Origin of the sequence: Kribbella sp. NPDC056345 (assembly GCF_042262745.1) — a bacterium.
GTDB lineage: Bacteria > Actinomycetota > Actinomycetes > Propionibacteriales > Kribbellaceae > Kribbella.
On sequence record NZ_JBHJQQ010000004.1, the window covers coordinates 504,216 to 529,066 of the forward strand.

Sequence of the window (24,851 nt, forward strand, 5' to 3'; positions counted from 1 at the left end):
GAGGGGGTGGCGCGGGGAAGGCGCGCGCGGAGGAGGGCGCCGGGGTGGAGAGGTGAAGACCTGGGGCGGTGTTGCCGCTTGGGCCCCAGGTAAGCGGTCAGCGGCCGACCGGTTCTGCTCCAGAGGGTGCCGGAGGTGGGTGAACGGGGCGCTGCGGTGGCGTGACGTCTTAGTGGCGGGCCCCCGGGGAGTGCATCAACTGGACGCAGCACCTCGTCCGCCGGCTAATCACCCGGGGGCCCGCTCGTGACTCGATCATATGTTCGAGTGTGCTCCGAGCGCAAGTCCGGGGTCAGGCCCGGCGGCAGGAGTAGGCGACGGCGTCGCGGCCGATGCGGGTGATGACTAGGGTGGCCGCGGTGGTGCCTTTGGGGGCGAGCTTCTTGCGGAGTACGGCGGGGTCCAGGTCGACGCCGCGTTTCTTGATCTCGAGGGTGCCGATGTCCTGAGCGCGAACCCAGGCGCGGAGGGCCTTCTCCTTGTAGGGCAGTTGCTCGACGATCTCGTACGCCGAGGCCAGCGGCGTCGGCACGAGCTTGTCCGCGGTCACGTAGGCGATCCGCGGATCCAGCAGCCACCCGTCGACCGCGGCGGCCACAGCTGTGACCAGACCGGCCCGTACGACGGCGCCGTCCGGCTCGTACAGGTAGTTGCCGACCGGACCGCTCTCCGTCTCCGGCGCCTCCGTCACAGTCGCGCCACCCGGCAACAACGTCGCCCGTCGCGCAGTACCGGAGTACAAAGCACCGGACCACAGTGCGGCCTCTTTGACCTCACCCGCGTCGCTGATCCACTCAGCCTCAACCCCATCCGGTACGGCGTCGTGCGGGATCCCGGGTGCGACCTTCACACAAGCGGTCCGCTCCAGCAGTCCCGTGATGAAGGTCCACGGCGGCGAGTAGGCGTTGTGATCGAACACGCGCCGCCCGTCCGCTCGCCGTGCCGGATCGGCGAACACCACGTCGTACGGCGTGAGGTCCGCGATCTCGGCGTCGCCGACGAGCACCTCGCCCGGCAGATCCAGCGCTGCGAGGTTGGCGCGTGCTGCTGCGGCCGTCTCGGGATCACGCTCGACACCGGTGACCCGCAGGCCGGCGCGGGCGGCGCTGATCAGGTCACCGCCGATTCCGCAGCCCAGGTCGATCACCCTGCTCCCCGGCAGGGCCGCAGCGATCCGTGCGGCCCGGTGGGTGCCCACTACGGTTCGGGTGGACTGCTCGTAGCCGTCCGGGGTGAAGTACATCCGCGCTGCGTCCGCACCGAACTTCGCGACCGCCCGGTACCGCAGTGCGGCCTGCGTGACCGCAGCACTGACCAGGGCGCCGTCGTACCGGCGTCGGAGCTTCTCGACGACCTGTAGCTCTCGACCCACCTCGTACTCCGCACAGGCGGCTGCCAGGACCTCAGGGTTGTCCAGCAGGGAGGTGACGGTCACCCGCACACTTTAGAGCGGGCTGGAACAGGTCTTGCTCCAGCTGCGGGTGGAGGTGGAGTAGAGGCGCCAGTTCATCGCTGAGCGGGTCTTGGGGCCGTAGATGCCGTCCACGACGATCTTGTGCTTGCGCTGAACCATGGTGACCACGGCGCGGGTGTTCTTGCCGTAGATACCGTCGACGGTGAGTTTGGTGCCGTAGCAGGAGTTCAGGTTGCGCTGCAGGACCTGGATGGCGGTCAGCGGATCACCGGTCCGGTCGGAGCCGCGGTGCGGGGTGTCGCCGTACTTGAGGTTGCAGTTGGTGCTGGAGCTGCCGTTGACCGACGGCATCGGGATGCCCCAGGTCTTGCTGACCGGGATGAGCCGTGCGGAGCGGCACTGACCTAGCTTGGCTTCGGCCGCGGCTGCTGCCTCGAGCGAGACGTGGTCGCCGGCCTTGTCCGTGGTGAGCGGAGCGGCCTGGTCGCTGGCCGGCTTCGGCGCTGCCGCCTGCTGCTTCTTGGAGGCGTTCGCCGCGACCGCACCGACCGCCAACGCACCTACGGCGGCGAGCACCACGAGGGTGCGGCCGGAGAGTTTCGGCAGTTTGGGGAGCGTGAAAGCCATGAGAAGACGGTCCCACGCCGGCCCGGCTTAGGCCAGCGCGTGACCACTATCTGCACACGCCCGGATGCTCAGAGCTTGTCGTAACAGCCCTGGCTCCAGACCTTCTTCGACGGGTTGTACATCCGCCACTTCATCGCCGACCGCGTCTGCGGACCGTAGACGCCGTCCGCGGGGAGCTTGAGCTTCTTCTGGACAGCCTTCACGGCATCGCGGGTCTTGGCGCCGTACCGGCCGTCCTTGGCCAGCTTGGAGCCGTAGCAGTAGTTGAGGTTGCTCTGCAGTGCCTGGATGGCCCGGGCCGGGTCGCCGAACGGGTTCTTCGGGTCGCGGTGCGGGTTGTCGCCGTACTTGAGGTTGCACGTGGTGCTGGTGCTCTCCCACTCGCCCGGGACGAACACCGTCCAACCGCTCCCGACCTTCTTGAAGGTCGCGGAGTCGCACTGGCTGAGCGGTGCGGCGGAGGCGGGGGCTGCTGCGGCGACCAGTGGCGTGACGGCGAGAGCGGCCACGGCGATGGTGGACTTCAGTAGGCGCATGGACATGGTGACCCTCCAACGTCCGGACCCCGTCCGATCGGGTTCCTGTGGGGGGTCAGACTCCGGTGCGTGGTCAAGAGTTGCCCGGAGTGAGCGCTCCTGGCGAGATTGATCTGGCACTCGAGTTGACCGAGTGCTAATCGCGGCCTAGATTCGGTGTTGGCACTCTCCTAGTGAGTGTGCCAACGGTCCGGCCTCCTGAGCCCCGCGACGGCAGGGGAGCGCGACCGCGCAGCACCACAGACAAAAATGCGAATCGACCGTGGAGGTCAGCAAGTGTCGGTCACGATCAAGCCGCTCGAGGACCGTGTCCTCGTCGCGCCGCTCGAAGCCGAGCAGACCACGAAGTCCGGCCTGGTGATCCCGGACACCGCCAAGGAGAAGCCCCAGGAGGGCGAGATCCTCGCCGTCGGTCCGGGCCGGATCGACGACAACGGCAACCGCGTCCCGCTGGACGTCGCTGTCGGCGACAAGGTCATCTACTCCAAGTACGGCGGCACCGAGGTCAAGTACGACGGCCAGGACTACCTGATCCTGGGCGCCCGCGACATCCTCGCAGTCGTCAGCAAGTGACGACCGCCCACTGTTCCTGACTGACACCGCCCCGGCCGCCTCTGGCACCGGGGCGGAGCCGGTCAGGACAGTGGGACCTGGATCGAAGCCTGCTACGCGAGACATTCAGAAAAGGACTGGTTTTCTTCATGCCGAAGATCCTCGAGTTCGACGAGAACGCTCGGCGCGCGCTGGAGCGTGGCGTCGACAAGCTCGCGAACACGGTGAAGGTGACGCTGGGCCCGAAGGGCCGCTACGTCGTCCTGGACAAGAAGTGGGGCGCCCCGACCATCACCAACGACGGTGTGACCGTCGCCCGTGAGGTCGAGCTGGACGACCCGTTCGAGAACCTTGGTGCGCAGCTGGCCAAGGAGGTCGCCACCAAGACCAACGATGTCGCCGGTGACGGCACCACCACCGCGACGGTGCTGGCGCAGGCACTGGTGCACGAGGGCCTGCGGGCCGTCGCCGCCGGGGTCAACCCGATGGGCCTCAAGCGCGGGATCGAGGCGGCTGTCGAGGCCGTCTCCGCGCGGCTCGTCGAGACCGCCCGGCCGGTGGACGACAAGGGCGACATGGCCCACGTCGCCACCATCTCCGCCCGGGACGCCGAGATCGGCACCCTGATCGCGGACGCGTTCGACAAGGTCGGCAAGGACGGTGTGATCACCGTCGAGGAGTCGAACACCTTCGGGACCGAGCTCGAGTTCACCGAGGGTATGCAGTTCGACAAGGGCTACATCTCGCCGTACTTCATCACCGACGCCGAGGCCGGCGAAGCGGTGCTGGAGGACCCGTACATCCTGATCCACCAGGGCAAGATCTCCGCGATCGCGGACCTGCTGCCGCTGCTGGAGAAGGTCGTGCAGTCCGGCAAGACGCTGCTGATCATCGCCGAGGACGTCGAGGCCGAGGCCCTGTCCACCCTCGTGGTGAACAAGATCCGCGGCAACTTCACCTCCGTCGCCGTCAAGGCGCCGGGCTTCGGTGACCGCCGCAAGGCGATGCTCGAGGACCTCGCCGCCCTCACCGGCGCCCAGGTCATCGCGCCGGAGGTCGGGCTGAAGCTCGACCAGGTCGGCCTCGAGGTGCTCGGTACGTCGCGCCGGATCGTCGTCACCAAGGACAACACCACTGTTGTCGAGGGTGCCGGCAAGGCCGACGACATCGAGGGCCGGGTCAACCAGATCAAGGCCGAGATCGAGCGGACCGACTCCGACTGGGACCGCGAGAAGCTGCAGGAGCGGCTGGCGAAGCTCGCCGGCGGCGTCTGCGTGATCAAGGTCGGCGCGGCCACCGAGGTCGAGCTCAAGGAGAAGAAGCACCGGATCGAGGACGCCGTCTCCGCGACGCGCGCCGCGATCGAAGAGGGCATCGTCGCCGGTGGCGGCTCTGCTCTGGTGCACGCTGCCACGGTGCTGGACGACGGCCTGGGCCTCGAGGGCGACGAGCTCGCGGGTGTCCGGATCGTCCGCAAGTCGGTCGTCGAGCCGCTGCGCTGGATCGCCGAGAACGGTGGCTACGAGGGGTACGTCGTGACCTCGAAGGTTGCCGAGCTCGAGATCGGCAGCGGTTTCAACGCCGCCACCGGTGAGTACGGCGACCTGCTCGCGCAGGGCGTCCTGGACCCGGTCAAGGTGACGCGTTCCGCGCTCGCCAACGCCGGCTCCATCGCCGCGCTGCTGCTGACGACCGAGACCCTGGTCGTCGACAAGCCCGAGGACGAAGAGCCCGCCGCAGCCGGTCACGGCCACGGCCACGGTCACTGACCTCAGGCAGTAGTTCCACCGCACCGCCCCGGCACCTCGCGTGCCGGGGCGGTGTTTCATTTCCTGCGCCGTACGACGGTTGTGGCGAGTGCGACGGTGATTCCGGCGGCTGCCAGTAGGTAGGTCATGAGCGGGGTCATGTACTTCGTGAGGCTGGGGGCGTCGCTGGGGCCGAGTTGCCAGAGGGCGACTGGTACGGCGTAGGCGGTGGTGAGGGCGGCGGCCCAGAGCCGGACGGTGTGCTGGCGGAGTGCGTTGATGAGGACGACGAGGACTGGGATGCCGGCGAGGAAGGCCCAGCCGGTGAGGACCATGACGGGGAAGGCCCAGGCGGCGATCAGGATGGCGCGTGAGGGGACGCGGGGTGCGGTGGTTGTCATGGTCAGCGGGCCTTCTCGGCGGTGGTTTTGAGGTCGGTGAGCCAGGTGTCGAGGCCTTGGCCGAGGAACTGGCGGGAGAGGGCGGGCATGGACTCGACCTGGGCGCCGGTCCAGGTTTCTTCGGTGCGGACGATGGTGCCGCCGGGGACGGGCTCGAAGGTCCAGACGTGGACGCCGCGGTCGATCCGCAGACCGTCGCCGATGGCCGGGCCGGTCCAGCGCAGGCAGCGGTTGTGCTTGAGCTGGTGAATCGTGGACGTGATCACCAGCGTGGTCGCGGGGGTCACCGGTGTCGCCGGTACCGGCGTGGTCCAGCGGAAGGCTGAGCCCGGGCGGAGCGGGCCGTGGCCAAGGCGCTCGATCGTGGCCACCGGCTTTTGCCAGCGTGGCCAGTTCTTCAGGTCGGTCTGCAGCTTCCAGACCGACCGCACCGGCGCCTTGATGAAGATCTCGTTCCGGTAGCTGATCTTCGCGGCCCGGTCCACGGTCTGCCCCAGGCAGCTCAGCGGAGGTGGCGTGGTGGCGGGCGCCGGACCGGCGAGAAGTGCGGTAGCGGCGATCAGGGCGGTGATGCTCATAGAAGATTCTCCTTAGTAGTTATCGCGTTGGTTAGAAGCTATAACAGCCCAAGCTTGAGAGTCAATAAGAAAAGTGAGAGGTTCTAACCATGGGTCCGAGGGAGCGGTACCGCGAGCAGGTGCGGGACGAGGTCAAGCAGCACGCGTGGGAGCAGATCGCCACGGCAGGTGTCCCGGCGCTCTCGCTGAACGCGATCGCCAAGCAGATGGGGATGAGTGGTCCCGCCCTCTACCGGTACTTCGCCAACCGCGACGAGCTGATCACCGCGCTCATCCGCGACGCGTATCAATCCTTGGCGGACGCTGTGATCACCAAGGAGACCGATCTGCTCGGGCTGGCCGAGACGATTCGGGAGTGGGCCCTGGCTGACCCGCACCGGTACCTGTTGATCTACGGAACGCCGGTGCCGGGCTACCACGCGCCGGCGGACACGACCGCGATCTCCGACCAGGTGATGCAGGTGATTGTCGAAACGGCCGGCGACCCGGCGACCGCCGTACATCGGGGGTTGCTGTTCTGGACCCGGCTGCATGGTGTGCTGTCACTCGAACTGGCTGGGCACTTCACCGGGATGGACGTCGATCCGGCGGCGCTGGTCGCCGAGGAGATCAAGGCGCTACGGGCCGGTAGTCACAGATCGTGATGAAGTGGCCAGTAGTGGCCACGGATTGCCACTAGGCAAGCAGAGATGAGAGCCGTACCATCTTTCACGCTGACCGGTCCGACACGAGGGGGCGAGGGGTGACTGAGGTCCGAGTACCGCACACCCACGACCGGGTCGAGCTCAGGGATCTAGCCGCACTTGCCGGCAACGGGGACCGTACAGCTCTTAACGACCTGCTCACACGGGTGCGCGCCGTCGCGCACCGCTATGTTCGGTCCCGTCTGTGGACCTATCCCGGTGGCGCCGACATGGTCGATGACGTCGCCCAAGAGGTTTGTGTCGCGGTCTTCGGCGCGCTCGGCCGGTACCGTGACGAGGGAAGGCCGTTCGAGGCCTTCGTCTACGGCATCGCCGCCCGCAAGGTCGCCGATGCCCAGCGTGCGTTCGCGGTCGCCGACGTCACCACGCCGGACCTGCCGGACGGTGCGGACGAGTCGCCGACGCCTGAGGAGCACGCGGTCCGGCACTCGGAGGTCCAGCGCATCACGGACCTGATGGAGAAGCTGCCGGAGAAGCTGCGGGAGATCCTGCGGCTCCGGGTGGTGGCGGGAATGTCAGCCGAGGAGACCGGCCGGGCACTGGGGATGACACCGGGGGCGGTGAGGGTCGCACAGCATCGGGCGTTGAACACGCTCAGGGGGTATGTGGGGCATGAGGGACGAGGAGCAGGGGAGGGGCATCATGGCTGACCGATTCGACCTGGACGCGATCGACGCCGATGACGCACTGCTCGACCTGCTGGCTGCTGGAGGGGAGTCCGCGCGGTTCGCGGGCGAGCACGACCCGGCCGTCGCGCTGCTGGCCGAGCTACGGCTGGCCGTGGAGGTCGAGGACGAACTCCCGGTGGAGACGATCGACGACCCGGAGAGCTTCCTGGCGCGTTGCGCCGCGCTGAACCCGGTGACGGACCCGTTCGCCCGCAAGATGGCGGCGCGTGGTCTGGCCCTCGGTGTCGCCGCGGTGGCCGCGCTGTCGGTCTCCGGGGTGGCCGCGGCCGTCAACGGCAATCCGCTGTCGCCGTACGAGAAGGTGATCGAGAAGATCACCGAGGCGGTCACGCCGTCGACGGACTTCCCGAAGGAACAGCTCGACGGGTTCCCGGTCCTCGACAAGGCCAAGATCGTCAAGGTCCAGAAGAACTTCCAGAAGAAGCAGGAAGAGAAGGCCGCCGAGGCCGAGGCCGAGCAGGACAAGACGCTGGCCAACGGTGAGCTGCCGCAGGCGAACGTCGAGCCGCAGCCGCCGCTGTTGCGGCCGCCGGTGGAGACCAAGCCGTCGGTGATCGAGCAGCCGGTTCCGCAGCCGACGCAGCCGACGACCACCCAGCAGCCGCCGGCCGACCCGGAGCCGGGCGACCCGACGACCAAGCCGACCGACCCGGCCCCGACCGACGGGCCGACGACGGAGCCGAGCACACCGCCGGAGACCCCGCCGCCGTCCACGCCGACCGATCCGCCGTCCACGCCGCCGTCGACGGACCCGACCACGCCGCCCACCACGCCGACCAACAACGGCGAGACGGGTAACAACCCGAACCCGGGCAGCACCGACCCGACCACAGTGCCGAGTACGGCGCCGACGGGTGACACCGGCAGCAACCCGGGCCAGGACACGGGGAACACCGACGACCCGGGCGATGGCAAGCCGACGGGTGAGGTCAAGCCCAGTACGCCGCCGCTCGGTGACCAGCAGTCGGGCGACACCAAGCCGGCCGAAAACCCCGCCGAGCCGGGCAAGGTCGTCGTACCGGTGTTGCCGACGCCGTCCGGTGCGCCACCCGAGGTGGCCAGTGCCGTGCAGTTCTTCGGCAAAGGGCTGGAGCTGATCGGCAAGCACTCCAACGGCAAGGTGACGACGGGCTCGGTCCGTGAGCAGTACGCCAAGGGCAAGCACTCCACGGGGTCGTACGCGGAGGGTAAGCACGCGGCGATCGCGCGTACCCACGGCTCGCTCGACGACGCGACCGTACTGCGGATCCTCGGGGTGCTGAACCAGCGCTCCAAGTGAACTGAACGCCGATTCAGGGCCCGGGTGACCACCCGGGCCCTGGTCATGCGTGGAGACCGATTCTGACTCCGGGTAGCGGCGGCATACGATGGTGGTCCGTTCTCGCCGGACAAAGGTGCACGTTTTTCCCATGGACATCACAGCCGCTGGAGTTCCCGACAAGTTTGCCGCGCTCGGCCTGACCTTCGACGACGTGCTGCTGCAGCCCAACGAATCCGATGTCATCCCGTCCGAGGCTGTCACCCGGTCGCGGGTGAGCCGCAATATCGAGGTCAACATCCCGCTGCTGTCCAGTGCGATGGACACCGTCACCGAGGCGCGGATGGCGATCGCCATGGCCCGCCAGGGCGGTCTGGGCGTGCTGCACCGCAACCTGTCGATCGAGGACCAGGCCCAGCAGGTCGACCTGGTCAAGCGCTCGGAGTCTGGGATGATCGCGCAGCCGATCACCATCGGCCCGGATGCCAGCATCGGCGAGGCCGACGCGCTCTGCGCGCAGTACCGGATCTCCGGCGTGCCGGTCGTCGACAACGCCGGCGTCCTGGTCGGCATCGTGACGAACCGTGACATGCGCTTCGAGAGCGACATGAACCGGCCGGTCCGCGAGGTGATGACCAAGCAGCCGCTGATCACCGGCAAGCAGGGCATCTCCGCCGACGACGCGATGGGCCTGCTCAGCAAGCACAAGGTCGAGAAGCTGCCGCTGGTCGACGCGGACGGCAAGCTGACCGGCCTGATCACGCTGAAGGACTTCGTGAAGCGGGACAAGTTCCCGCTCTCCACCAAGGACGAGACCGGCCGGCTCCGGGTCGCCGGTGCGATCGGCTTCTTCGGTGAGGCCTACAAGCGCGCGATGACGCTGGTCGAGGCCGGCGTCGACCTGCTCGTGGTGGACACCGCCCACGGTCATTCGCAGGCGCAGCTGGAGATCATCCGCAAGCTCAAGGCCGACCCCGCGACCCGCGGCGTCGACGTCGTCGGCGGCAACGTCGGCACCCGCGGCGGCGCCCAGGCGCTGGTCGACGCGGGCGCGGACGGCGTGAAGGTCGGCGTCGGTCCGGGCTCGATCTGTACGACGCGCGTCGTGTCCGGCGTCGGTGTCCCGCAGGTCACCGCGATCTACGAGGCCTCGCTGGCCTGCAAGCCGGCCGGTGTCCCGGTGATCGGCGACGGCGGCCTGCAGTACTCGGGTGACATCGCGAAGGCGCTCGTCGCCGGTGCGGACACGGTCATGCTCGGCTCGCTGCTGGCCGGTTGCGAGGAGTCGCCCGGCGATCTCGTCTTCATCAACGGCAAGCAGTTCAAGGCCTACCGCGGGATGGGCTCGCTCGGCGCGATGCAGTCCGGCGGGCTGCGCAAGTCGTACTCCAAGGACCGCTACTTCCAGAGCGATGTCGGCAGCGACGAGAAGCTGATCGCCGAGGGCGTCGAGGGCCAGGTCCCGTACCGCGGTCCCCTGTCGGCCGTCGCCCACCAGCTGATCGGCGGCCTGCGCCAGTCGATGTGGTACACCGGCGCCCGCACCGTGCCCGAACTGCAGGACAAGGGCCGGTTCGTCCGGATCACCTCGGCCGGCCTGCAAGAATCGCACCCGCACGACATCCAGATGACGGTCGAAGCGCCGAACTACTCCGGCCGCTGATCCGCCGGCAAGCGAAGGACACCAGATGACCGAGATCGAGATCGGCCGGGCCAAGCGCGGGCGGCAGGCCTACGCGTTCGACGACATTGCGATCGTGCCGTCGCGCCGGACCCGGGATCCCGAGGAGGTTTCGGTCGCCTGGCAGATCGACGCGTACCGGTTCGAGCTGCCGATCCTGGCCGCGCCGATGGACTCGGTGATGTCACCGGCGACCGCGATCGCGATCGGTAAGGCCGGCGGTCTCGGGGTGCTGAACCTCGAAGGTCTCTGGACGCGGTACGAGGACCCGAGCAAGCTGCTCGAGGAGATCACCTCGCTCGATCGTGAGCTGGCCACACACCGGCTGCAGGAGATCTACTCGGCGCCGATCAAGCCCGAGCTGATCTCGCAGCGCGTGCAGGAGATCCGCGACTCCGGTGTCACGGTCGCCGGCGCGTTGTCGCCGCAGCGGACCAAGCAGTTCGCGAAGCACGTGGTGGACGCAGGGGTCGACCTGTTCGTCATCCGCGGTACGACGGTGTCGGCCGAGCACGTGTCCGGTCAGGCCGAGCCGCTGAACCTGAAGCAGTTCATCTACGACCTCGATGTCCCGGTGATCGTCGGCGGCTGCGCCACCCACCAGGCCGCTCTGCACCTGATGCGGACGGGGGCGGCCGGCGTACTGGTCGGCTTCGGTGGTGGTGCCGCGCACACGACCCGCAAGGTGCTCGGGGTTGCGGTGCCGATGGCGTCCGCAGTGGCCGATGTCGCTGCGGCGCGGCGTGACTACATGGACGAGTCCGGTGGTCGCTACGTGCACGTGATCGCGGACGGTTCGGTCGGCCGCTCCGGCGATGTCGCGAAGGCGATCGCCTGCGGTGCCGACGCCGTCATGGTCGGTTCGCCGCTGGCTCGCGCCAGCGACGCGCCCGGCGGTGGGTACCACTGGGGTGCCGAGGCCTGGCACGCCGATCTGCCCCGTGGCGAGCGCGTCGAGGTCGGTGTCACCGGCACGATGGAGCAGATCCTCTTCGGCCCGTCCTGGGTCCCGGACGGCACGATGAACCTGGTCGGTGCCCTCAAGCGCGCGATGGCGACGACGGGCTACACCGAGGTGAAGGAGTTCCAGCGGGTCGAGGTCGTCGTCGGTTGAGTACCGGGGTCCTGATCCTGCACGGCTCCAGCGGTACGCCGGACGTGGATCGGGCCCGGATTCTGCGTGCCGAGGGGTACGACGTACTGGCCCCTGCCTGGGCTGTTCGGGCCGAGGTGCCGTTGGAGTCGTTTCCGCTCGACGAGCTTGCGGAGCGCAACGATCGGCTCGTGCTGATGGGTAGCTCGTGGGGTGCCGAGGCCGCGCTGCTGCTCGGGGCACTCGACGAGCGGGTGGACGCGGTGGTCGCGTTCGCCCCGGGCGCTTACGTGTGGGATCGAGTGCAGCAGGACGGCGGCCAGCGGTCGGCCTGGACGTGGCAGGGTGAACCGTTGCCCTTCGTGCCGTTCGATTCGAGCTGGCGGGCTGATGAGGATCCGCCGAGCTACACGTCGATGTACCGGCAGAGCCTGCGAACCTGTGCTGACGTGCAGGCGGCCCGGATTCCGGTCGAGCGCATTCGCGACGTACTGCTGATCGCCGGTGGCGACGACAAGGTCTGGCCGTCGGTGGACTTCGCGGAAGAGATCGTCCGGCGGCGCGGCCCGTTGCCGACGCGCGTGGTGACGGGGGCCGCGGCCGGACACCGGGTGGTCCTGCCGGGGGAGACGCCGAAGACGGCCGGGCAGACGATGGCCCGGGGCGGGACCGATGCGGCCGATCGTGAGCTCGGTGAGCGAGCGTGGCCGGAGATCTTGAGTTTCCTCGCGGACTGACACGACGTGCGGTGAGCGGCACGGCTTGGTGAACTCTGAAAGGATTGCCGCATGGGATTGTTCAGCCGCAAGCGCGACCAGGACTCCGACAACACCGCCCTCGCGGGGGCACGCGCGAAGCTGACCTCGGACGACGTGGACCAGATCCGGTTCCTGATCACGTCCCGGCGGCTGGTGAACGCCACGAAGCTGGTGATGGACCGGACCGGGCTGGACCTGAAGAAGTCGAAGCAGATCGTCGACGAGATCCGGTACGGGACGTACGTGCCGCCGATTTCGAAGACACCGCTGATGCGCACGCCGGGGACGAACCTGGCCGAGCGCACCCGCGCGTTGAAGGCGGCCGGTGAGCTGCACCAGGCGACCGCCCTAGTGGTCTCCGAGACCGGCATGACCGAGCTCGAAGCCGGCCTGTTCGTCGGTGCTCTCAAACCCCAGCAGGACAACTAACCGATGCGGCGTTCCGGGCCGATCAGGAGTTGCTGAGCTGCCTCGTGGGCGTGCTGGGACGCGGTGAGGTCACCGGTCGCGGCCAGCAGGTCGCCGTGGTGGCGGTAGCAGTCAGCGGCCAGATCCTTCATCTCGGGATCGTCGTCGGTGAACGGGATCAGGGCCGTGGCCACCTCGGCACACCAGATCGCCAGGTCGAGAGCGAGCTCCAGCCGGCCGGACTGGTAGTAGGCGTTGGAGATATCGCGCAGCAGCTTCGCCCAGATCGGGGCGTACGTGCTCGTCTCGTAGCGCATCCGCTGTGACTCGCGCTCCGAGGAGATCGCGAACAGGTAATGCGCCTCCACGCCCAGCGTCAGCGCAGTGTCCACGTCCTGCACCAGCAACTGCGGGACGAGCTCAGCCAGCTCAGTCGCGCGCACTGCGGCCGACTCGGGGTCGGTGCGGCCGGAGACGGTCGCCAGCGTCATGCCCGGCGCCGGCTCGGCCAGGGCGAGCAGGCGGAAGTACTGCTCGTACGGGCCGAGCTTGATCTCCGCGTTCTCCAGTGCGGTGACCAGGGTGAGCGGTAAACCGCGCTCCAGCTCCTCGGTGACCCGGGCGGCCGTCTCAGCGTCGGTGTCGAACGCGGTGCGCAGGCAGGTCTCGCCTTCCATCACCCGCCCGACGATCCCGAGGTGCTTGCCCTTGCGGGTGAGCGCGGCGACCAGCGTGCGCATGTCGGTCGCGGAGTCCGAGTCGGCGAGGGTGTCTGCCGTGGTCAGGCCGATCTCGTCCGCCTCTAACGCCAGGTCGAGCCGGCCCTCGGCTGCATGGACGTCGGCGGATACGGCGGTCGCCGTACAGAGGTAGCGCGCGTAGGACAGGGACTGCGGGCTCTCGTTGATCTGGTCGGCGAGCTGCAGGAACAGCTGGGTGGCCGCGTCCGCGGAGGCGACGGCCAGCGCGGGATCGCCGTACCGGCGCAGGATGAGCGCGTTCATCGCGAGCACGCGGGCGAAGTCTGGCTGGTGCCGTAGTCCGTCCTCGCCGCTGACGAGCTGCCCGTACGAGATGACCGCGCCATCCATCTCCAGTACGGCGGTGGCCCCGCGACCGCGGTGTGCCTGCGTCATCGCCCGCCGGGCCCGGATATCGGCCAGGAACGATGTGGCGTCGAGCACACCGGCGTCGCTCAGTTCGGTGTAGCCCAGCTGCGCCTCGTGCAGCGCGGCCAGCGCCTCCTCGTGCCGTCCGGAGGCGTTCAGTGAACCGGCCAGCTCGTACTGGGTCGCGGCCATCAGATGCTTGGCCTCGTAGTGGTTCGGGCTCCCCTCGGCCCGCTCCCTGGCCAGCTCGATCACGCGCTGCTGGTAAGGCCCCGCCTCGTCGGCACGGCCTTCCTCGATCAGTACCTGGGCTGTCTGCAGCGCCTCACCGAGCTCGTCCTCAGGAGGCGTGAAGAGCCCCCCGCTGTCCACCATCTTGTCGTTCCACCCCTTCGAAGCTTCAGCCGTCCAGCCTAGGGCAATGCATCTGCACGTGCAGGAGGACACGAACACGACTTCCACTACTGACACTTCCTATTACTGGCAGGTAGCCTGGACAGATGAGCGAGCAGACGTCGATTCCTGCTGACCCGGAGCTTGATCCGACCGCGTCGTACGCGACCGATCAGTCGGTCATCCGGCGGTTGTCGGGGTTGCTGCGGGCCTCGGCCGGGACGCGGACGTCGTACGCGCCGGCCACCGGGCAGCCGATCGCCGACCTGCCTGTCTCCAGTCCGGACGACGTGATCGCCGCGGTGCGGTCGGCGCGGAAGACCCAGCTGAGCTGGAAGCGGGTGCCGCTGGACGAGCGGGCCGGGATCCTGCTGCGCTACCACGACCTGGTCCTGGACCACCGGCACGAGCTGGTCGACCTGGTGATCCGGGAGTCCGGCAAGGCGCGCAAGCAGGCCTTCGAGGAGGTCGCGCATGTCGCGCTGACCGCCCGGTACTACGGCCGCAAGGCGCACGAGCTGCTCGACCCGCAGCGCAAGCTCGGCATGTTCCCGGTGCTGACCCGCGCGGAGCAGCGGTTCGTCCCGAAGGGTGTCGTCGGCATCATCTCGCCGTGGAACTACCCGCTCAGCATGGCGATGGCCGACGGTCTCCCCGCCGTCCTGGCCGGCAACACCGTTGTCCACAAGCCGGACAGTCAGACCCCGCTGACCGCATTGCGGGCGATCGAGCTCCTGTACGACGCCGGCCTGCCGCGCGAAGCGTGGATCCCGGTGAACGGGGACGGCCCGACGGTCGGCGGCGCGATCATCCAGAACACCGACTACATCTGCTTCACCGGCTCCACGAAGACCGGGCGGCTGGTCGCGCAGCAGGCGGCCGAGCGACTGATCGGTTTCAGTCTGGAGCTCGGTGGCAAGAACCCGATGCTGGTCCTCCGTGACGCTGACGTGCAGCGCGCGGCCGAGGGCGCCGTACGGGCTTGTTTTGCGAGTGCCGGTCAGCTCTGTGTGTCGATGGAGCGTCTGTACGTCGCCGACCAGGTGTACGACGCGTTCGTGACAGCGTTCGTCGCCCGGGTGAACAAGCTGAAGCTGTCGGCCGGGACCGGCTGGGACGTCGACATGGGTTCGCTGATCTCGAAGGCGCAGCTGGAGACGGTGACCCGGCATGTCGAGGACGCCAAGTCCAAGGGCGCCGTGGTGCTGGCCGGTGGGAAGGCGCGGCCGGAGATCGGCCCGCTGTTCTACGAGCCGACCGTGCTGTCCGGCGTGACGCCCGCGATGGAGTGCTTCGACAACGAGACCTTCGGGCCGGTCGTGTCGCTCTACCGGTTCTCCGACGAATCCGAGGCGATCCAGCGCGCCAACGAGGGTGAGTACGGGCTGAATGCGAGCGTGTACACCCGGGACACCCGCCGCGGCCGCGCGGTCGCAGCCCAGCTGGTGGCCGGCACGGTCAACGTGAACGAGGGCTATGCGGCGACGTTCGGCTCGATCGACACCCCGATGGGTGGCATGCGCTCCTCCGGCGTCGGTCGCCGTCAGGGCGTCGAAGGCATCCGCCGGTACGTCGACCCGCAGGCGATCGCCACCCAGCGGCTGCTGCCGATCGCGGCATCGCACGGCTTGTCCGACCAGGCGTACGCCGAGGTCATGACCGGCGCTCTCCGCGTCCTCAAGAAGCTGGGCCGCGCTTGATCTTCTAGCTTGGAGTTCACATGTCCTTCGACTATGACGTGCTCATCATCGGGTCCGGGTTCGGCGGATCCGTCAGTGCGCTCCGGCTGACGGAGAAGGGCTACGACGTCGCCGTGCTCGAGGCCGGCGCGCGGTTCGAGGACTCCGGGTTCGCGAAGACGTCGTGGGACAAGAAGCGGTTCCTGTTCGCACCTAAGCTCGGTATGTACGGAATCCAGCGGATCACCGCGCTCAAGGACGTGATCATCCTGTCCGGCGCCGGGGTCGGCGGCGGCAGCCTGGTCTACGCGAACACGCTCTACGAACCGCTGGACGCGTTCTATTCCGACCGCCAGTGGGCGCACATCACCGACTGGAAGTCCGAGCTCGCGCCGTACTATGACCAGGCGAAGCGCATGCTCGGCGTCACCACCTACCCCGGCTTCACTCCGGCGGACGAGGTGATGAAGCAGGTCGCCGACGAGATGGGCGTGGGGGAGACCTTCCACCCGACCCCGGTCGGAGTCTTCTTCGGGTCGCCCGGTGTCGAGGTCGATGATCCGTACTTCGGTGGCGCGGGCCCCCGCCGTACCGGCTGTATCGACTGCGGCGAGTGCATGACGGGCTGCCGGCACAACGCGAAGAACACGCTGACCAAGAACTACCTCTACCTGGCCGAGAAGGCCGGAGCGCAGGTCTACCCGCTGACCACGGTGACCTCGGTCGAGCCGCTGGCCGAAGGCGGGTACGCGGTGGACACCCGCGGGACCGCGGATCGGAAGAGCACGCGGCGGTTCACCGCGCGGCAGGTGATCTTCGCGGCCTCCGCCCTCGGTACGGCGAAACTCCTGCACCGGTTGCGGGACGAGAACAAGCTGCCCCGGCTGTCGACCCGGCTCGGAGTGCTCACCCGGACGAACTCCGAGTCCCTGCTGGGCGCGATGGCGATCAGCCGCGATATCGACTACACCCGCGGGGTCGCGATCACCTCGTCGTTCCACCCGGACGAGATCACCCACATCGAGCCGGTCCGCTACGGGCGCGGCAGCAACGCGATGTCGCTGCTGCAGACCGTCCTCACCGACGGGGACGGCGACCGGCCGCGCTGGCGGACCTGGCTGCACGAGCTGCGGGTGGAGTGGCGGAACCTCCGCCGGCTCTACGACCTGAAGCACTGGTCCGAGCGGACGGTGATCGCGCTGGTCATGCAGACCGCGGACAACTCGATCACCACCTTCGGCAAGCGGGACAAGCTCGGCCGCTGGCGGCTGTCGTCCGAACAGGGACACGGCGCCCCGAACCCGTCCTGGATCCCGGTCGCGAACGAGGTGGTCCGCCGGATGGCGCGGGTGATGAAGGGGACGCCGGGCGGCACCATCGGTGAGCCGTTCAACGTGCCGATGACCGCACACTTCATCGGCGGCTGCGCGATCGGCGACTCCCCGGCCACCGGCGTGGTCGACCCGTACCACCGCGTCTACGGGTACGACGGCCTGCACATCATGGACGGATCCGCGATCTCGGCCAACCTCGGCGTGAACCCGTCGTTGACGATCACCGCCCAGGCCGAGCGGGCACTGTCGTTCTGGCCGAACAAGGGGACGGCCGACCCCCGGCCGGCCGTCGGCAAGTCGTACGAGCGGTTGCAGCCGGTCACTCCGGTCTCCCCGGTGGTCCCCGCGGATGCGCCCGGAGCACTCCGGCTTCCGATCGTCCAGATCAGTACAAAGCATCCTGTGACGAAGTCGTAACGCATTCCTGATCTTTCATCGAGGTAATTCCCCGGGTGCGTTGCGAACCCCGATGAAATGAAAGAACCTCAGTCCCCGGAGGGGCTGAGGCCATTCTGAAAGGTGCCGTCACTGAAAGGTGCCGTAAAAGGGAGCGAGCCCCTCGGGAACGTTTCCGCCCAAATCGTTTCCCGAGGGGCTCACTCAAGCCGGGGTGAGGCGCCCGGCGCTTTGGGATCGGGTCACCAACCATGGCTGGCGACCCGAGCTCTTGGTCACTACCTTACATCCGATTCCGTGAGTTTCGAGCCCTGCGGAGTGGTTGTTATCACTCTGCGTGCCGTTCGTAATGATCGGCTGCTCGTTGCTCTTTGTTACCGGGTGGCGGTCTTCCTTGCGGTAACCGCCTCTGCTCACATCAACGAGCCCTTCTACAGGGGGTTACGAGGTTCCCAGCAAAAATCCAAAAACTTTCTCCGGGACCTTGCGGCAGTCGCGCAGAGTTGCTGTGACGCGGGCCGCAGCCGCGCCGTACCGGCCTGCCCTAGGGTGAGCCGACCCACCGGTCCGGATCAGGTAGGAGAACCATGGGCGACATCGTGGACGTGGCACGCGAGCAGGTACTGGAGCAGGGCGTCGGCCTGAGCCAGGAGCAGCTCGTCGAGGTGCTGCAGACACCGGACGACCGGTTGCCGGAGCTGCTCGCGCTCGCGCACGACGTCCGGGTGAAGTGGTGCGGCGAGGAGATCGAGGTCGAGGGGATCATCTCGCTGAAGACCGGCGGGTGCCCGGAGGACTGCCACTTCTGCTCCCAGTCGGGCCAGTTCACCTCTCCGGTGCGCGCTGTCTGGCTGAACATCCCCGAGCTGGTCCAGGCTGCTAAGGAGACCGCGGCGACCGGTGCGACCGAGTTCTGCATCGTGGCGGCCGTCCGGGGCCCGGATGCGCGGCTGATGTCGCAGGTGAAGGCCGGTATCGAGGCGATCAACGCTGCGGTCGAGATCAACATCGCCTGCTCGCTCGGCATGCTCACCCAGGAGCAGGTCGACGAGCTGAAGGCGATGGGGGTGCACCGCTACAACCACAACCTGGAGTCGGCGCGCTCCTACTTCCCGGACGTTGTCACCACGCACTCCTTCGAGGAGCGCTGGGAGACCTGCCTGATGGTGCGCGAGTCCGGTATGGAGCTGTGCTGCGGCGGACTGGTCGGAATGGGCGAGTCCCTGGAGCAGCGTGCCGAGCTGGCCGCGCAGCTGGCCGAGCTGGAGCCGCATGAGGTCCCGCTGAACTTCCTGAACCCCCGGCCGGGCACGCCGTTCGGGGACATGGAGGTGATGGACGGCAAGGACGCACTGCGCACCATCGCCGCGTTCCGGCTGGCCATGCCGCGCACAGTGCTCCGGTACGCCGGTGGTCGCGAGCTGACCCTTGGTGACCTGGGTACCCGCGACGGACTGCTCGGTGGGATCAACGCCGTGATCGTGGGGAACTACCTGACCACACTGGGCCGCCCGGCCACGGCTGACCTCGACCTGCTGGCCGAGCTCAAGATGCCGGTCAAGGAGCTCCAGAAGACGCTATGAGGTTCTGCGGCCACTGTGGACTTGCTGAGACCGACGGCAGTCATGAGGACTGCCGCCGGGCGCTGGTGATGGAACCACCGCGGTACTGCGCCGAGTGCCGCCGGCGGATGGTCGTGCAGGTCCACCCGATGGGGTGGACCGCCCGCTGCTCCGCCCACGGCACTCTGTCGAGCTAGCGGATCGCGTCCGAGGCTGCGACCACGTCGACCAGGCCATGGCCCTTGTCGTACGACGTTGTGCCGCCACCGCGGCTGTCGGGCTCGTACGCCGCGCCGTTCGTGTATTTGTGAGCGGTCGAGATCAGTGCGGACTCGATCTGCGCCGGAGTCGCCGACGGGTTCGCCTGGAACAGTTGGGCGACGATCCCGGCGATGTGGGGCGCAGCCATCGACGTACCGCTGATGGTGTTGTAGTTGCCGCCGTCCAATGGGGCCAGACCGGTTGTGCAGATCGGCAGATAGATCCGGCAGGACGAGGTGATGTCCTCACCGGGTGCCGACAGGTCCGGGTAGGTGGACTGCGTGCCGTTGCGGCCGCGTGACGAGAAACTGGAGACCTGTCCGGCCCGCGTGCCGGTGCCGAGGTCGTAGTACGAGGCGACCGACAGGATGCCGCCGGTCGGGTCCTGCCCGGGCGGGTTGGTCAGCGACGTGGTGCCGTCGCCACCGTCGTTGCCGGCCGCCCACACCGTGACGACACCCTCAGCAGCCAGTGCACGCTGGAGTTTGACGGTTGCCGAGTTCGGATCGAAAGCACCGCCGCCGGACGGGCCGTACGAGTTGTTGGTGACCTTGATCGGCGGACACTTGCTCGCCGGAACCCCAGCGCCACAAGGGGCGGAGTGGTTCTCCAGCACCCAGTTGAGTGCCGCGTCCGCACCGACGATCAGCAGCGCCGCACCGACCGAGACGCTCACCAGTGAGGCGCCGGGGGCGGCGCCCTGCAGATTGGTGCCGTCGGGCAGCGTGACCTTGCGTCCGGCAACGATGCCGTTCACGTGCGTGCCGTGACCGCCCAGCGACAGCAGGTCGGTGTCGAGCGAGCCGGCGTCCGCCGGGAGGCAGAGCGTCTCCAGCAACGGGTCGCAGACGATCTTGAGGTTTTTCACCACTGCGGAACTGCCGTCGGCCTTCTTGAAGAACGGATGCGTCGGGTCCACGCCGCTGTCGATCACTGCGACGCTCACGCCACTACCGTCCAGCGCCAGCCCGTTGGCGCCGGTCCTGGTATCCGCGGCCTCCGCGCCGCGGGTGGCCAGGTGTGAGGTCGAGGTGCTGACCTTGATCGGCTGGTTGCCCTCGAGATAGGTGACGCCGGGCTTGGTCCGAGCGGCCAGGATCTGCGAGCGGGTGCCCTCGGCAACCACCACCCCGATCCGGTCGTACGACGACAGCCGGCGCAGGCCGGCTGCCTTGACGGCTGCGTTGGCGGCGGCCACGTCGGTGCCGTGCACCAGCACGGTGGTCCGCTGCAGCTTGGTGAGCTCCTGGCTCAGAAACCCCTGGAGTGGTGCGGAATTCTGGGCCTGGGCGTTGATCGGGACACTGACGGTGAGTGCCAGCAGACTGACGGCGGCTGCGGCGGTCAACGGACGGGATCTGCGCATGGTTGCTCCTCACAAAGGCCTGACAACGTGGGCGGGTGACGGCCAGTAGCGGTTGCTGGGCTCAATGTAAGGCTGTGCCCCGGTAGGCGGAAGTGATTAGCGCAACGTCAGAACTATCAGATGGGCCTGATCTGCGATGCTTCGGAGATCACGGATCCGGGAGGCACGGTGGCACGGTCGGTTGGCGAGTGGCTGGAGCGCGACGCTCAGCTGCTCTGGCATCCGTACTCCTCGCTGAGTGAGCCGTCACCGGTGCGACTGGTCCGGGGTGCGTCCGGTGTGCGCCTGCAGCTGGCTGACGGTGTCGAGGCGATCGATGCGATGTCTTCGTGGTGGAGCGTGATCCACGGCTACCGGAACCCGATCCTGGATGCCGCGCTGAAGAGCCAGGTGGACGACTTCAGCCATGTGATGTTCGGTGGACTGACGCATGAGCCTGCGATCCAGCTGGCGGAACGGCTGGTCGAGATCACGCCGGCGCCGTTGGAGCACGTGTTCTTCTGCGACTCCGGCTCGGTGTCGGTCGAGGTCGCGATCAAGCTGGCGCTGCAGTACCAGGTGGCCCGTGGGTACGTCGGACGGTCGCGGATGCTGACTGTGCGTGGCGGGTACCACGGCGACACCTTTGCGCCGATGAGTGTCTGTGACCCGGTGAACGGGATGCACTCGCTGTTCACCGGAGCCCTGCAGGAGCAGGTGTTCGGACCGCAGCCACCGGCCGGATTCGACCGCCCTGCTGACGATCCGGAGCTACAGGCCTGGGCGGCTGCCATGGCTGCTGTTGCCTCCGAGCGAGCTGATGAGGTCGCCGCGATCGTGGTGGAGCCGATCCTGCAGGGCGCGGGCGGCATGTATCCCTACAGTCCGGCATGTCTGCGGGTCCTGCGCTCATTGGCTGATCAGCATGGCTTCCTGTTGATTCTCGACGAGATCGCCACCGGCTTCGGCCGGACAGGTGTGTTGTTCGCGTCTGAGCACGCAGGGGTCGACCCGGACATCCTTTGTCTCGGCAAAGCCCTGACCGGCGGCTATCTGTCGCTGGCAGCGATGCTGTGTACGGCGGAGGTCGCGCAGACCGTGTCCAACGGTCCTGGCGGTGCTCTGATGCACGGGCCGACGTTCATGGCCAATCCGCTGGCCTGCTCGGTCGCGCTCGCGTCGATCGAGCTGCTGCTGGCTCAGGACTGGGCCGCGCGAGTAGCTGGGATTTCTGCTGGTCTGACGGCCGGGCTGGCCCCGGCTGCCGATCTGCCGAGTGTGAAGGACGTTCGGGTGCTCGGTGCGGTTGGCGTGGTCCAGCTGGCCGGTCCGGTCGACATGGTGCGGATGACGGACGCCGTACTGCGGCGTGGTGTGTGGGTGCGCCCGTTCCGCGATCTCGTGTACACGATGCCGCCGTACGTGTGTACTGACGAGGAGATCGCCACTATCGGGTCAGCGATCGCCGATGCGGTTCGAGAGGTCGGCTGATGCTGGAGGAATGGCTCGCGCCGAAAGCTGCGGCGCTTGAGGTTCGTGGGCTGACCCGACGGCTCCGGGCACGTGCTGCTGATGACGACCTGATCGACCTGGCCGGCAACGACTATCTGGGCCTGGCGCGGGACTCTCGAGTGATCGAGGCTGCCGCCGAAGCAGTCTGTCGCTGGGGGACCGGTGCTACCGCCTCAAGGCTGGTGACTGGTACGACGACGCTGCATGAGGAGCTGGAGTCGGCTCTGGCGGCGTACGTCGGTCAGGCGGCCGGACTGGTGTTCTCGTCGGGCTATCTGGCCAATCTGGGTGTTGTGACCGCGCTAGGTGGTCCGGGGACGCTGCTGGTGTCCGATGAGCACGTGCATGCGTCACTGATCGATGCGGGCCGGTTGGCTCGGTCGCGGGTGGAGATCGTTCCGCACAACGACGTCGATGCCGTCACCAAGGTGCTTGCTGAGCGCAACGAACCGCATGCGGTGGTGGCGACCGAGTCCGTGTTCAGCGTGCTCAGCGATGAGGCGCCACTGGAGTCGCTGGCTGAGGTTGCGGCGGCGCACAACGCCGTACTGCTGGTGGATGAGGCACACGGTCTCGGAGTGACCGGTGACGGACGTGGTTCGGTGCAGGCGGCCGGGCTGGCCGGGCTGGATCATGTGATCGTCACCATGACGTTGTCCAAGGCGCTGGCTTCGCAGGGCGGCGTCGTACTCGGCCCGGCTGTGTTGCGTGCGCATCTGATCAACCGGTCCCGGCCGTTCATCTATGACACGGCTCTCGCCCCGGCTGCCTGTGCTGCTGCGCTGGCCGCTCTGCAGGTGCTTGAGGCCGAGCCCGAACGGCCTGCTGCGATTCACTCGGCCGCTCGCCGGCTGGCCGCGGCTTGTGAGGTTCCGGTCGCTGCTGGGGCGGTGGTGTCGGTCGCGATGCCCGGTCCGCGAGAGACTGTCCGGGCAGCGGAGCTTTGCCGGGACAATGGCGTACTGGTCGGCAGTTTCCGGCCGCCGTCGGTTCCGGACGGCATCAGCCGGCTGCGGCTGACCGCCCACGCCGGTCTGTCCGACGACGAGCTGGCCAGGGCCTGCGCCGTTATCAGTCAAGCCATCAGCGAGGTTTCATGATCACCATCGTCACCGGTACCGACACCGGCGTCGGCAAGACCGTCGCCACCGCCGCACTCGCCGTACGGGCTGCCGTGCACGGCAAGGTCGCAGTCGTGAAGCCGGCCCAGACGGGTGTCGGCCCTGACGACCCCGCCGACCTGGACGACGTCAACCGGTTGACCGGGATCACCACCCTGTACGAGGGCGTCCGCCTCCGGGACCCGCTCGCGCCGACTACCGCTGCGCGCCGGGAGGGTGTCCCGTTGCCGACGGCTGAGGTTCATGCGAAGTCGGTCGATGGACTCGCCGCCACCCACGAGAACGTCATTGTTGAGGGCGCCGGCGGTCTGCTCGTCGGACTGGACGCCGAGGGCGGGACGCTGATCGACCTGGCGAAGGCTCTGACCAAGCCGTACACCTTCGTGGTCGTCACCCGGTCCGGGCTTGGCACGCTGAACCACACCGGTCTGACCGTCGAGGCGCTGCGTGCCCGTGGCCTGCCGGTCGAAGGACTGATCATCGGCTCCTGGCCGGAGAAGCCCGGCCTGGCCGAGCAGTGCAACCTCGAGGACCTCCCGGCCACCACTGGACTCAAGGTGCTCGCCAGCATTCCTGCTGGTGCCGGTGACTACGACCAGGAGACGTTCACGAAGGCTGTGCCCGGCTGGTTCGCGTGACTGGCTGCCCAGCCCGGTACGACGCCGATCTGGGGTACTGGGTGGTCGACGACCCGGCGCAGGTCCGCGCCGTGATGCTGGACCCGGCGACGTTCCGGCCGGATAACGCCGTACTGGCTCACACGCCGCTGTCGGTGAAGGCGCTGCGGGTGCTGTCGGGCGTGGGGTTCGCCTTACCGCCAACCCTGGCTAACAACGCCGGCGCTTCACATCGGGCGATCCGCGCTGCTGTTGCGCGCTTCTTCAGCCCAGCCCGAGTGTCCGCCGTCGAACCGCTGACTCGCTCCCTGCTGACCGACCGGGTGGCGGCCGCCTCCGAACGCCTCGCGGCGGGCGAGGTGGTCGACCTGGTGGAGGCAATCGCCGCCGAGCCACCAGCACTCGTCGTACTGCACCTGCTCGGACTCAGCGACGTGCCGCTGGCTGAGCTAAAGGCTTGGAGCCTCGACTCGCTTGAGCTGTTCTGGGGTTGCCCGGATGAGGACCGGCAGCTGGAGCTGGCCCACAGTGCGGCCGAGTTCTACGGCTGGCTGCGGTCTCGGACGACGGCAGCTCGTGGTCGGAGCGGTGGTGCGGACCTGTTCAGTGTCTTGGTCGGCCTGGGCCTCACAGACGAAGAGGTGTGTGCGGTCGGCTACTTCCTGTTGATTGCCGGCCAGGAGACGACGACCCAGCTGATCTCCACAGCGTTCCACCGCAGAGCAACGTCGGTGGAGGAGGTGCTGGCGGAGGCGTCGTCGGTGCCGACCTGGCGCCGGGTGACCGTCTCAGCGGTTGCTGTCGGCGACGTGGACCTGCCAGCTGGGGCGCCGGTCCTGCTGGGGCTCAGTGGGCACGGCGGTCCGGCCGACCTGGCCTTCGGAGTGGGCATCCACCGGTGCCTGGGGGCCGGTCTGGCCCGGCTGGAGACCCGGGTGGCCCTGGAATGCGCATCGGACCTGCTGAGCGCCGTACAGCTCGTCGAGGAGCCGCCGATGATCGATCTGCTCTCGTTCCGGGCCCCGAAGCGGCTGCTGGTTACAGCCTTGCTGACCTGCACCGATACGCTTTGACG

General features: G+C 68.1%; 23 protein-coding genes. 16 read left to right on the forward strand and 7 right to left on the reverse strand.

What is annotated here, in order from left to right:
- Positions 1 to 292: 292 nt before the first annotated feature.
- From ACFCV3_RS17350 to ACFCV3_RS17360, 3 genes are all read right to left on the reverse strand, one after another.
- Positions 293 to 1,435 (reverse strand): methyltransferase domain-containing protein, encoded by a 1,143-nt coding sequence (locus ACFCV3_RS17350; RefSeq protein ID WP_376030986.1) that lies wholly within the window; start codon positions 1,433 to 1,435, stop codon positions 293 to 295.
- Positions 1,436 to 1,444: 9 nt separating this feature from the next.
- The gene (locus tag ACFCV3_RS17355; RefSeq protein WP_376030987.1) at positions 1,445 to 2,041 is read right to left on the reverse strand and encodes a peptidoglycan-binding protein; all 597 of its coding nucleotides are present in this window, start codon (positions 2,039 to 2,041) and stop codon (positions 1,445 to 1,447) included.
- Between the two features lie 68 nt (positions 2,042 to 2,109).
- The gene (locus ACFCV3_RS17360) at positions 2,110 to 2,583 is read right to left on the reverse strand and encodes a peptidoglycan-binding domain-containing protein (RefSeq protein WP_376030988.1); all 474 of its coding nucleotides are present in this window, start codon (positions 2,581 to 2,583) and stop codon (positions 2,110 to 2,112) included.
- A 270-nt stretch (positions 2,584 to 2,853) separates the two neighbouring features.
- Between ACFCV3_RS17360 and groES the strand changes: the two genes are divergently transcribed.
- Positions 2,854 to 3,150: a co-chaperone GroES gene (groES, locus tag ACFCV3_RS17365; RefSeq protein ID WP_130384566.1), complete on the forward strand. Its 297-nt coding sequence runs from the start codon at positions 2,854 to 2,856 to the stop codon at positions 3,148 to 3,150.
- A gap of 128 nt (positions 3,151 to 3,278) precedes the next feature.
- Complete coding sequence (gene groL / locus ACFCV3_RS17370; RefSeq protein ID WP_376030989.1) at positions 3,279 to 4,898, forward strand: chaperonin GroEL; 1,620 nt, start codon at positions 3,279 to 3,281, stop codon at positions 4,896 to 4,898.
- Between the two features lie 56 nt (positions 4,899 to 4,954).
- Here groL and ACFCV3_RS17375 read toward each other — a convergent pair whose 3' ends face one another.
- Together ACFCV3_RS17375 and ACFCV3_RS17380 are read right to left on the reverse strand one after the other, a co-directional pair.
- Positions 4,955 to 5,278, reverse strand: a complete 324-nt coding sequence (locus ACFCV3_RS17375; protein WP_376030990.1) for a hypothetical protein — start codon at positions 5,276 to 5,278, stop codon at positions 4,955 to 4,957.
- Between the two features lie 2 nt (positions 5,279 to 5,280).
- Positions 5,281 to 5,856, reverse strand: coding sequence for an SRPBCC family protein (locus ACFCV3_RS17380; RefSeq protein ID WP_376030991.1), 576 nt, complete (start codon positions 5,854 to 5,856; stop codon positions 5,281 to 5,283).
- An 89-nt stretch (positions 5,857 to 5,945) separates the two neighbouring features.
- Here ACFCV3_RS17380 and ACFCV3_RS17385 point away from each other — a divergent pair, with 89 nt between their 5' ends.
- From ACFCV3_RS17385 to ACFCV3_RS17415, 7 genes are all read left to right on the forward strand, one after another.
- Complete coding sequence (locus ACFCV3_RS17385; protein WP_376030992.1) at positions 5,946 to 6,500, forward strand: TetR/AcrR family transcriptional regulator; 555 nt, start codon at positions 5,946 to 5,948, stop codon at positions 6,498 to 6,500.
- A gap of 98 nt (positions 6,501 to 6,598) precedes the next feature.
- Positions 6,599 to 7,210 (forward strand): RNA polymerase sigma factor ShbA, encoded by a 612-nt coding sequence (shbA, locus tag ACFCV3_RS17390; protein ID WP_376030993.1) that lies wholly within the window; start codon positions 6,599 to 6,601, stop codon positions 7,208 to 7,210.
- Positions 7,203 to 8,528 carry a hypothetical protein gene (locus tag ACFCV3_RS17395; RefSeq protein WP_376030994.1) on the forward strand — a complete coding sequence of 442 codons (1,326 nt, stop codon included), beginning with the start codon at positions 7,203 to 7,205 and terminating at the stop codon, positions 8,526 to 8,528. The genes shbA and ACFCV3_RS17395 overlap by 8 nt, the downstream gene beginning before the upstream one ends.
- Before the next feature lie 130 nt (positions 8,529 to 8,658).
- Positions 8,659 to 10,170, forward strand: coding sequence for an IMP dehydrogenase (gene guaB, locus ACFCV3_RS17400; RefSeq protein WP_376030995.1), 1,512 nt, complete (start codon positions 8,659 to 8,661; stop codon positions 10,168 to 10,170).
- A 25-nt stretch (positions 10,171 to 10,195) separates the two neighbouring features.
- Positions 10,196 to 11,302 carry a GuaB3 family IMP dehydrogenase-related protein gene (locus ACFCV3_RS17405; RefSeq protein ID WP_376030996.1) on the forward strand — a complete coding sequence of 369 codons (1,107 nt, stop codon included), beginning with the start codon at positions 10,196 to 10,198 and terminating at the stop codon, positions 11,300 to 11,302.
- Entirely contained in the window at positions 11,299 to 12,018 is a 720-nt protein-coding gene (locus tag ACFCV3_RS17410; RefSeq protein WP_376030997.1) for an alpha/beta fold hydrolase, read from the forward strand. Before ACFCV3_RS17405 ends, ACFCV3_RS17410 begins: the two co-directional genes overlap by 4 nt.
- Positions 12,019 to 12,069: 51 nt before the next feature.
- Entirely contained in the window at positions 12,070 to 12,468 is a 399-nt protein-coding gene (locus ACFCV3_RS17415; RefSeq protein WP_376030998.1) for a hypothetical protein, read from the forward strand.
- On the opposite strand, the gene ACFCV3_RS17420 is transcribed toward ACFCV3_RS17415, so the two are convergent.
- Positions 12,465 to 13,931: a hypothetical protein gene (locus ACFCV3_RS17420; RefSeq protein ID WP_376030999.1), complete on the reverse strand. Its 1,467-nt coding sequence runs from the start codon at positions 13,929 to 13,931 to the stop codon at positions 12,465 to 12,467. The two genes, ACFCV3_RS17415 and ACFCV3_RS17420, sit on opposite strands and share 4 nt — an antisense overlap.
- 125 nt (positions 13,932 to 14,056) lie before the next feature.
- Here ACFCV3_RS17420 and ACFCV3_RS17425 point away from each other — a divergent pair, with 125 nt between their 5' ends.
- The 3 genes from ACFCV3_RS17425 (at position 14,057) to bioB (ending at position 18,941) form a co-directional block, all read left to right on the forward strand.
- Complete coding sequence (locus tag ACFCV3_RS17425) at positions 14,057 to 15,649, forward strand: succinic semialdehyde dehydrogenase (protein ID WP_376031000.1); 1,593 nt, start codon at positions 14,057 to 14,059, stop codon at positions 15,647 to 15,649.
- Between the two features lie 20 nt (positions 15,650 to 15,669).
- Positions 15,670 to 17,379: a GMC oxidoreductase gene (locus ACFCV3_RS17430; protein ID WP_376031001.1), complete on the forward strand. Its 1,710-nt coding sequence runs from the start codon at positions 15,670 to 15,672 to the stop codon at positions 17,377 to 17,379.
- 566 nt (positions 17,380 to 17,945) lie between these two features.
- Positions 17,946 to 18,941 carry a biotin synthase BioB gene (gene bioB, locus ACFCV3_RS17435; RefSeq protein WP_376031002.1) on the forward strand — a complete coding sequence of 332 codons (996 nt, stop codon included), beginning with the start codon at positions 17,946 to 17,948 and terminating at the stop codon, positions 18,939 to 18,941.
- Between the two features lie 172 nt (positions 18,942 to 19,113).
- On the opposite strand, the gene ACFCV3_RS17440 is transcribed toward bioB, so the two are convergent.
- The gene (locus tag ACFCV3_RS17440; protein WP_376031003.1) at positions 19,114 to 20,547 is read right to left on the reverse strand and encodes a S8 family serine peptidase; all 1,434 of its coding nucleotides are present in this window, start codon (positions 20,545 to 20,547) and stop codon (positions 19,114 to 19,116) included.
- 168 nt (positions 20,548 to 20,715) lie between these two features.
- Here ACFCV3_RS17440 and ACFCV3_RS17445 point away from each other — a divergent pair, with 168 nt between their 5' ends.
- Genes ACFCV3_RS17445 through ACFCV3_RS17460 form a run of 4 tightly spaced genes read left to right on the forward strand, consistent with a single transcriptional unit; the run spans position 20,716 to position 24,849 of the window.
- Entirely contained in the window at positions 20,716 to 22,017 is a 1,302-nt protein-coding gene (locus ACFCV3_RS17445; RefSeq protein ID WP_376031004.1) for an adenosylmethionine--8-amino-7-oxononanoate transaminase, read from the forward strand.
- Entirely contained in the window at positions 22,017 to 23,138 is a 1,122-nt protein-coding gene (locus ACFCV3_RS17450) for an 8-amino-7-oxononanoate synthase (RefSeq protein WP_376031005.1), read from the forward strand. The genes ACFCV3_RS17445 and ACFCV3_RS17450 overlap by 1 nt, the downstream gene beginning before the upstream one ends.
- Positions 23,135 to 23,797, forward strand: a complete 663-nt coding sequence (gene bioD, locus ACFCV3_RS17455; RefSeq protein WP_376031006.1) for a dethiobiotin synthase — start codon at positions 23,135 to 23,137, stop codon at positions 23,795 to 23,797. Before ACFCV3_RS17450 ends, bioD begins: the two co-directional genes overlap by 4 nt.
- Complete coding sequence (locus ACFCV3_RS17460) at positions 23,794 to 24,849, forward strand: hypothetical protein (protein WP_376031007.1); 1,056 nt, start codon at positions 23,794 to 23,796, stop codon at positions 24,847 to 24,849. The genes bioD and ACFCV3_RS17460 overlap by 4 nt, the downstream gene beginning before the upstream one ends.
- Positions 24,850 to 24,851: the final 2 nt, after the last annotated feature.